Source organism: Bradyrhizobium sp. P2_E8, from assembly GCF_056403875.1.
The window spans coordinates 1-8067 of the sequence record NZ_JBFUES010000263.1; the positions used below are offsets into that span (position 1 = coordinate 1).

8 protein-coding genes are annotated in these 8067 nt (G+C 64.4%); all 8 read left to right on the forward strand.

Going from position 1 to position 8067, the window contains the following annotated elements:
• Window positions 1-48 precede the first annotated feature (48 nt).
• The gene (locus tag AC1D00_RS16580; protein WP_404557243.1) at window positions 49-1077 is read left to right on the forward strand and encodes an SDR family oxidoreductase; all 1029 of its coding nucleotides are present in this window, start codon (window positions 49-51) and stop codon (window positions 1075-1077) included.
• Between the two features lie 85 nt (window positions 1078-1162).
• Window positions 1163-2728, forward strand: a complete 1566-nt coding sequence (locus AC1D00_RS16585; RefSeq protein ID WP_477011417.1) for a PfkB family carbohydrate kinase — start codon at window positions 1163-1165, stop codon at window positions 2726-2728.
• Between the two features lie 28 nt (window positions 2729-2756).
• Window positions 2757-3758: an NAD-dependent epimerase/dehydratase family protein gene (locus AC1D00_RS16590; RefSeq protein ID WP_404557246.1), complete on the forward strand. Its 1002-nt coding sequence runs from the start codon at window positions 2757-2759 to the stop codon at window positions 3756-3758.
• Between the two features lie 5 nt (window positions 3759-3763).
• Window positions 3764-4375 carry an HAD family hydrolase gene (locus AC1D00_RS16595; RefSeq protein WP_477011418.1) on the forward strand — a complete coding sequence of 204 codons (612 nt, stop codon included), beginning with the start codon at window positions 3764-3766 and terminating at the stop codon, window positions 4373-4375.
• On the forward strand, window positions 4372-5409 hold the full coding sequence (locus AC1D00_RS16600) for an aminoglycoside phosphotransferase family protein (RefSeq protein WP_404557250.1): 1038 nt from the start codon (window positions 4372-4374) through the stop codon (window positions 5407-5409). The genes AC1D00_RS16595 and AC1D00_RS16600 overlap by 4 nt, the downstream gene beginning before the upstream one ends.
• A complete protein-coding gene (locus AC1D00_RS16605; protein ID WP_477011419.1) occupies window positions 5384-6232 on the forward strand; it encodes a transketolase in 849 nt (282 codons plus the stop codon). Before AC1D00_RS16600 ends, AC1D00_RS16605 begins: the two co-directional genes overlap by 26 nt.
• A 10-nt stretch (window positions 6233-6242) precedes the next feature.
• Window positions 6243-7202 (forward strand): transketolase family protein, encoded by a 960-nt coding sequence (locus tag AC1D00_RS16610; RefSeq protein WP_135178077.1) that lies wholly within the window; start codon window positions 6243-6245, stop codon window positions 7200-7202.
• A gap of 8 nt (window positions 7203-7210) precedes the next feature.
• The coding region (locus tag AC1D00_RS16615; protein WP_477011420.1) for a DegT/DnrJ/EryC1/StrS aminotransferase family protein at window positions 7211-8067 on the forward strand (857 nt) is incomplete at its 3' end.

Genomic DNA, 8067 nt, shown 5'->3' on the forward strand with positions numbered 1-8067 from the left:
ACATTGGCGAGCCTGTTTCGCTGGGCATTCGCGTCACGGATGTTCCCCATGAAATGTATCGTTACTGGCGGCGCCGGTTTCATTGGAAGTCACCTCGTCGATCGACTCCTCGATGACGGCCACGAGGTCATCGCGCTCGACAATTTCGTCATCGGACGTCCAGAGAATCTGTCGTCGCGCGCCGGTTCGAGCCGGCTGAAGGTCGTGCGGGCCGACGTCACCGAGCTCGAATCGATCAGGCCGCATTTCGACGGCATCGACTGGGTTTTCCATCTCGCGGCGCTGGCCGACATCGTTCCCTCGATCGAGTCTCCGATCCCGTATCATCGCACCAATGTCGACGGCACGGTCAACGTTCTCGAGGCTGCTCGGCAGGCGGGCGTCAGCCGCTTCGTCTACGCGGCGTCATCGTCCTGCTACGGCATTCCCGACGTCTATCCGACACCGGAGAGTGCAGAGATTCGGCCGATGTACCCCTACGCGCTCACCAAGAATCTCGGCGAGCAGTGCGTCATGCACTGGTGCCAGGTCTACAAGCTTCCGGCCGTGGCGCTCCGCCTGTTCAACGTGTTCGGGCCGCGCCATCGCACCACAGGCACCTACGGCGCCGTGTTCGGCGTCTTCATGGCGCAGAAGCTCGCCGGCAAGCCCTTCACGGTGGTCGGCGACGGAGAGCAGACCCGCGATTTCACCTTCGTCAGCGATGTCGCCGATGCCTTCGTGACCGCCGCGCGCTCCGAGGTCTCGCACGAGATATTCAACGTCGGCTCGGACAACACCTACAGCGTCAACCGGCTGGTCGAGCTTCTCGGCGGCGACAAGGTCCACATCCCCAAGCGTCCCGGCGAGCCCGACTGCACCTACGCCGACATCACCAAGATCAAGCGGGTCCTGAAATGGGCGCCGAAGGTGAAGTTCGAGGACGGCGTCGCGACGATGCTGAAGTCGATGGATCAGTACAAGGACGCGCCTTTGTGGACGGTGGACAAGATCGCCGATGCCACCAAGGACTGGTTCAAATATCTTGGCGACGAGGACGGCGCGGCGTCCGGCACGCCGCAAAAGGCAAGCCACTGAACAGGTTCGCCGGATATCGTTGCCGCGAGTCGATCAATTCCGGGACGGCCGGCTGAGGTCGGCCGGCGCTTTGGGTATAATACACATGGGTAATGCTTCGACAGACAAGCCGATCGTCCATCCGGCACCGCACGAGAAGATCAAGACGATCGAGGAACTCGGCGCAGTCGCGCGGGCCGCGCAGGCCGAGGGCCGCACCGTTGCGCTCTGCCACGGCGTGTTCGATCTGGTGCATCTCGGCCACGTCCGGCACATCCTGGCGGCGCGCAACGAGGCCGACGTGGTCATCGTGACCGTCACGGCCGACCGTTTCGTCAACAAGGGCCCGGGGCGGCCGATCTTCCCGGAAAGCATGCGCGCCGAGATGCTGGCCGCGCTCGGCACGGTCGACTGGKTCGGCATCAATCAGACCTCGAGCGCCGAGCCGATCCTCGATACGGTGCGCCCCGACATCTACGTGAAGGGCTCGGACTACGAAAATCCCGAGGATGACGTCACCGGCAAGATCGCCACCGAGCGAGATGCCGTCGAACGCCATGGCGGCCGCATCGTCTTCACGCGCGACGTGACCTTCAGCTCGTCGTCGCTGATGAACCGCTACTTCRACATCTACGATCCCCCTCTGCGCGACTACCTCCAGAAGGTGCGCGAAAGCGGTGGYGCCGAGCGCCTGCTGAAGCTGATCGACAAGATCCAGGACATGCACGTGGTGCTGGTCGGCGACACCATTATCGACGAGTACCAGTACGTCACGGCGCTCGGAAAGGCTTCGAAGGAAAACATCGTCGCCACCCTGTTCAAGAATGGCGAGCAATTTGCCGGCGGCGTCATTGCCGCGGCCAATCACGTGGCGAGCTTCTGCAAGTCGGTGGAGATCGTCACGACGCTGGGTGGCAAGGACTACCCGGAAGAGTTCATCCGTGCGCATGTCCGCCCGAATGTCACGCTCACGCCGATCCGCATTCAGGGCCGCCCGACGACCCGCAAATTGCGGTACGTCGAGCTGGGATATCTGCACAAGCTCTTCGAAGTCTACACCATGGACGACACCCCGCTCGACGAGGCCGAGCGCAAGGAGATCGACCGCATCACCGCCGAGCGCGTTCGCGGCGGGGATGTGGTGATCGTCACCGATTTCGGTCACGGGATGATCGCTCCAAGCACAATCGATGCCCTGATCGCCAACTCCAAGTTCCTGGCGATCAACGCCCAGAGCAACAGCGGAAACCACGGCTACAATCTGATCACGAAGTATCCGCGGGCGGACTACATCTGCATCGACGCGCCGGAAGCGCGGCTGGCCGCCACCGACAAGTTCAGCGACATCGCGTCGGTGATCGAGACCAGCCTGCACGGCAAGATCGACTGCGATAACATGATCATCACGCACGGCTCCTTCGGCTGCTACCCCTTCTCGTCGAAGACCGGCGTCGCGCGCGTGCCCGCTTTCACCAAGACCGTCGTCGACACCGTCGGCGCCGGCGATGCCTTCCTGACGATCACGGCGCCGCTGGTTGCCGCCGGCGGCAATATCGAGGACGTTGCCTTCATCGGCAACGCCGCAGGCGCGATCAAGGTCGGCATCGTCGGTCACCGCAACTCGGTCGAAAAGGCCCCGCTGGTCAAGTTTGTCACCGCGTTGCTGAAATAGCGCACAGGAAGAATTCTGGAGAACGACAGTGATTGATCAGAAATGGAACGTGATGGTCACCGGTGGCGCCGGCTATGTCGGCAGCGTGCTGGTTCCCCAGTTGCTTGCAGCGGGCCACAAGGTCACCGTGCTCGACCTGTTCATGTATGGCGAATCGGTCTTCGACGCGGTTCGCAACAATCCGAACCTTCGCCTGATCAAGGGCGACATCCGCGATGAGGCCGCGATCAACGAGGCCCTGCGCGGCAACAACGCGGTGATCCACCTCGCCTGCATCTCCAACGACCCCTCGTTCGAGCTGGACCCTGCGCTCGGCAAGTCCATCAACTACGACTGCTTCCGTCCGATGGTGCGCGCAGCGAAGAAGGCCGGCATCAAGCGCTTCATCTACGCCTCCTCCTCGAGCGTCTACGGCATCAAGGACGAGGCCGAGGTGACCGAGGAGCTGTCCTGCGAGCCGCTGACGGACTACTCGAAGTTCAAGGCGATGTGCGAGACCGACCTTGCCGACGAGGCCGCGTCCGGGTTCGTCGCCTGCACCGTTCGTCCCGCGACCGTCTGCGGCTACGCACCGCGGCAGCGGCTCGACGTCGTCGTCAACATCCTGACCAATCTCGCGGTCAACACCGGCCGCATCCGCGTGTTCGGCGGAACGCAGCGCCGGCCCAACCTGCACATCGAGGACATGTCCGCGGCCTATCTGTTCCTGCTTCAACAGGACGACGCGAAGATCGACGGAAAGACCTACAATATCGGCTACGAAAACCACTCGCTGATGAAGATCGCCGACATCGTCAAGTCGGTGGTCGGCAGCAATGTCGACGTGGTCGTCGAGCCGACCGACGACCTGCGCTCGTATCACGTCTCTTCGGAGAAGATCCGCCGCGAGCTCGGATTTGCGCCGACCCACACCATCGAGCAGGCCGTGTCCGGCCTTGTGGATGCCTTCAAGGCCGGCCGCCTGCCGGACTCGCTCAACGACCCCAGGTATTTCAACATCAAGATGATGCAGAACATCAGCCTGAAGTGAGCGGCGTGCGGATCGGCATCGATTTCGACAACACGATCATCTGCTACGACAAGGTCTTTGCCGCCGTCGCGCGTCAGCGTGGGCTGGTGCCGGAGGGCTGGGAGGGGCTGAAGACCGACGTACGGGATCATCTGCGATCCCGCGCGGGCGGCGAGTTTGCCTGGCAAGGGCTGCAGGGCTTCGTCTACGGCAAGGGCATTGGCGGCGCCGAAATCTATCCGGGGGTGCGGGAATTCCTGACGGCGTGCAGGCAAGCCGGCTCGAAGGTCTACATCGTCAGCCACAAGACCCGGTTCGGCCACCAGGACCCCGACCACACCGACCTGCGTGACGCCGCGCGCGGCTGGCTGCGGGGGGCTGGCCTGATCGACGCTGCGGACGCGGCGCTGGCCGTCGGCGACGTCTATTTCGAAGACACACTGGCCGGCAAGGTCGAGAGACTTGCGAGCCTGGAGCTCGACGTCTTCATCGACGATCTCGTCGAGGTCTTCGAGCAACCGCATTTTCCAAAGGCCACGCGATCGATCCTGTTCACGCGTTCGCAGCCGCCCCACCCCGAACATTGCAAGCCGATCGCGACATGGGCCGGCATCCGCCACGAGGTGTTTGCGGAATGAGCGAGCCCGACATCAGCGCATCCGATGCAATGGCGATCGGCAGCCGCCTGGCCGGGGCGCGGGTCGCGGCCGCCCAGCCGGCACGAGCCGGCGGCAACAACAGGGTGTTTCGGCTGGAGATGGCAGAGGGACCGCCCCTCGCCCTCAAGCATTATCCGTCCGACGGGCGCGATCGTCTGGGCCAGGAATATGACGCGCTCTCGTTTCTGTCGCGCAACGGCATCACGTCGACGCCGCGGCCGATCGCGAAGGACGCGGATGCGTTCTGCGCGCTGTATCAATGGTTCGACGGCGAGGCCGCAGTGCTGCGCCCGCAAGTCGACGATGCCGATCAGCTCGCCGATTTCCTGATCGCGCTGCAGAAGCTGCGCGACGCCGAAGGCGCGCAGCTGCTGAGGAACGCCTCAGCCAGCATCTTTTCGCCGGAGGAAGCGGTCACTCAGTACCAGTTGCGCCTGGACGGATTGCGGCGGGCGTCGGATGACGAACCCGAACTGCGTGCATTCATGGACGCCAGCCTGGTTCCGAGCACCGACATCGCGATCCGGCAGCTCCGCCGGCGCTACGCGGAACTGGGGCGGGATCCCGCAGCGGATCTTGCGCTTGCGCATCGCGCGCTCAGCCCATCCGACTTCGGACTGCACAACGCGCTCCGCGGCGAAGACGGCCGCCTGCGCTTCATCGACTTCGAATATTTCGGCTGGGACGATCCGGTCAAACTGCTGTCCGACACCGCGATCCACCCCGGCAGCGACCTACCTGCGACAAGCGCGGATCGCCTGATCGAACGCCTCACGCAAGCCTTCGCGGCTAGGGATGACGCGTTTGCGGTCCGCCGTGACGTACTGTATCCTGTCTTCGGGGCGATTTGGTGCCTGATTGTCCTGAATGCTTATTTGCCGGAAAGCCGCTCCCGGCGCGCTCTGGCTGCGCAAGGAGGCGATCTGACGGTCCGCCTTGCCGGTCAGCTCGACAAAGCCCGCCGGCTCCATCAAACGATTTGCCAACGTGATCCAGATCTCACCCCACGCTGAAGCCGCCCTCACCTGCTCGCTCGACGAGCGCAGCCTTTACTTGCGCCGCCTGGTGCTCGGATCCGTCCGTTCGGCGGGACGCGGACACGTCGGTCCGGCGCTGTCGCTGATCGAGATGGTCCGCGTGCTCTACGACGACGTGCTGCGGATCGATCCGAACAACCCGCGTGATCCCAACCGCGACCGCGCGATTCTCAGCAAGGGACACGGTTGCCTGGCGCTCTATGCGCTGTTGGCCGACCGCGGCTTCTTCCCCCTGTCGGAGCTGGAAGGCTTCTGCGGCCCCGACAGTATTCTGGGCGGACATCCCGAATACGGAATGGTGCCGGGGGTCGAGGCCTCGACCGGCGCGCTTGGACATGGCCTGTCGATCGGTGTCGGCCTTGCGCTCGCCGCGCGCATGCGCGAGCGCACCTACCGCACCTTCGTCCTGCTCGGCGACGGCGAGATCAACGAGGGATCGGTGTGGGAGGCTGCCATGGGCGCGGCCAAGCACGGGCTCGACAACCTGGTCGCGCTGATCGACTACAACAAACTCCAGAGCTACGGGCCCACCGACTACGTCCTGCCGCTGGAGCCCCTCGCGGACAAGTGGCGCAGCTTCGGCTTTGCCGTGCAGGAGCTCAACGGCCACGACGTCGGCGCCCTGCGCACCGTCCTGAAGCAGATCCCGCCGGTTGCGGGCAAACCCACCGCGATCATCTGCCATACCGTCAAGGGCAAGGGTCTGCCGGCCGCAGAATCCAACGCCGATTGGCATCACAAGAACAAGCTGACCGACAGCGAGCTCGACGCGATTCGCGTAGCTGTCGGCGATTTTTGATCGGCATCCCATGCGCAACACCGCCATGAACATGGTCCACAAGCTCGCCGCGCGCGACGAGCGTGTGCTTTACATCGGCTCCGATCCCGGCGCAGGCACCTTGCGCGCGATGAGCAAGGAGTTTCCGAAGCGCCATCTGATCGAAGGCATCTCGGAAGCGCATATCATCGGCATGTCGGCCGGCCTCGCGATGGAGGGCTTCGTGCCCTACGTCAACACCATCGCGACATTCCTCACCCGCCGCTGCTACGAGCAGGTGGCCGTCGACCTCTGCCTGCACAACCTGCCGGTGCGGCTGATCGCCAACGGCGGCGGGCTCGTCTATGCGCCGCTCGGCCCCACCCACCAGGCGATCGAGGACATCGCCATCATGCGGGCGCTGCCCAACATGACGGTGGTCTGCCCGTGCGATGCCGACGAAGCCGCGCGGCTGATGGAGCAGACCCTCGACTGGACCGGACCGATCTACATCCGCCTGGGAAAAGGCGGCGACGCCATCGTCTCGAAGGCCGAGCATGGCTTTGAGATCGGCAAGGCCATCCTGATGCGCCCGCCGGGTGACGTCCTCATGGTGACCACCGGGATCATGCTTCAGCGAGCGCTGGCCGCAGCCGACCTGCTGGCCGCACAAGGCGTCCGCGCAGGCATCCTGCACATGCATACCGTCAAGCCGCTCGACACCGAGGCGCTGCTGCAAGCGATCCGCGGCACCAGGCTCGTGGCGACCCTCGAGGAGCATGTCCCGTCCGGCGGCCTCGGCAGCGCGGTCGCGGAGACGCTGATCGACAGGCTTGGATCAGGCTTGCCGGCGATGCTGCGGCTGTCGCTGCCGGACCGCTTCATGCACAATTACGGCTCGCAGGACTCCCTGCTCAAGAAGCACGGGCTTTCCGCCAGCGCCATTGCCACCTCGATCGAGCGCGCACTTGCCGCCTCGCACACCTCCTCCCCTCAACTCCATTCCACCTGACGGGCCACATGTACGACGTTCGATATTCCTATCTGCTCGAGCAATTCTCCGATCCAGCTCCCATCCTGGCCGAGATCGGCCGCCTGGTGGCGACCGGCGACTTCACCCTTGGCAAGCCCGTCGCCGAATTCGAGCGGCGTTTTGCGGAGCTGATCGGCGTGCGCCACGCCATCGGCGTCGGATCGGGCACCGACGCGCTCAAGTTGCCGCTCAAGGCGCTCGGCATTGGCCATGGCGATGAAGTCATCACCGCCGCCAATACGTTCATCGCGACCGTCGGCGCCATTGCGGAGACCGGCGCGAGGCCCGTGCTGGTCGACTGCGACGATTCATTCTGCATGAACGTCGACTATGTCGAAGCCGCGATCACAGCGAAGACCAAGGCGATCATGCCGGTTCAGCTGACCGGCGAGGTCACCGACATGGGCAAGCTGATGGCGATCGCCCAGCGCCACAACATCCCCGTCGTCGAGGACGCCTGCCAGGGCATCCTCTCGGAGTTCGCGGGAAAGCGCTCCGGCACCCACGGCATCGCAGCCGGCTTTTCCCTGCATCCGCTCAAGAACCTGAACGTCTGGGGCGATGCCGGCGTCGTCGTCACCAATGACGACGGGATGAACGAGCGGCTCCGCCTCATCCGCAACCACGGCATGAAGAACCGCGACGAGATCGCGATCCTCGGCTGCAACTCGCGGCTCGATTCCCTCCAGGCGGTGGTCGGCAACTGGCTGATCGGCCAGACCAGCGAGATCACGCGGCGCCGGATCGAGAACGCGGCCTATTACGACGCGGGACTCGCCGGCCTGCCCGGCCTGCGCGTTCCGCCGCGCCGCTCCAACGTGAAGCACGTCTATCACCTCTACAT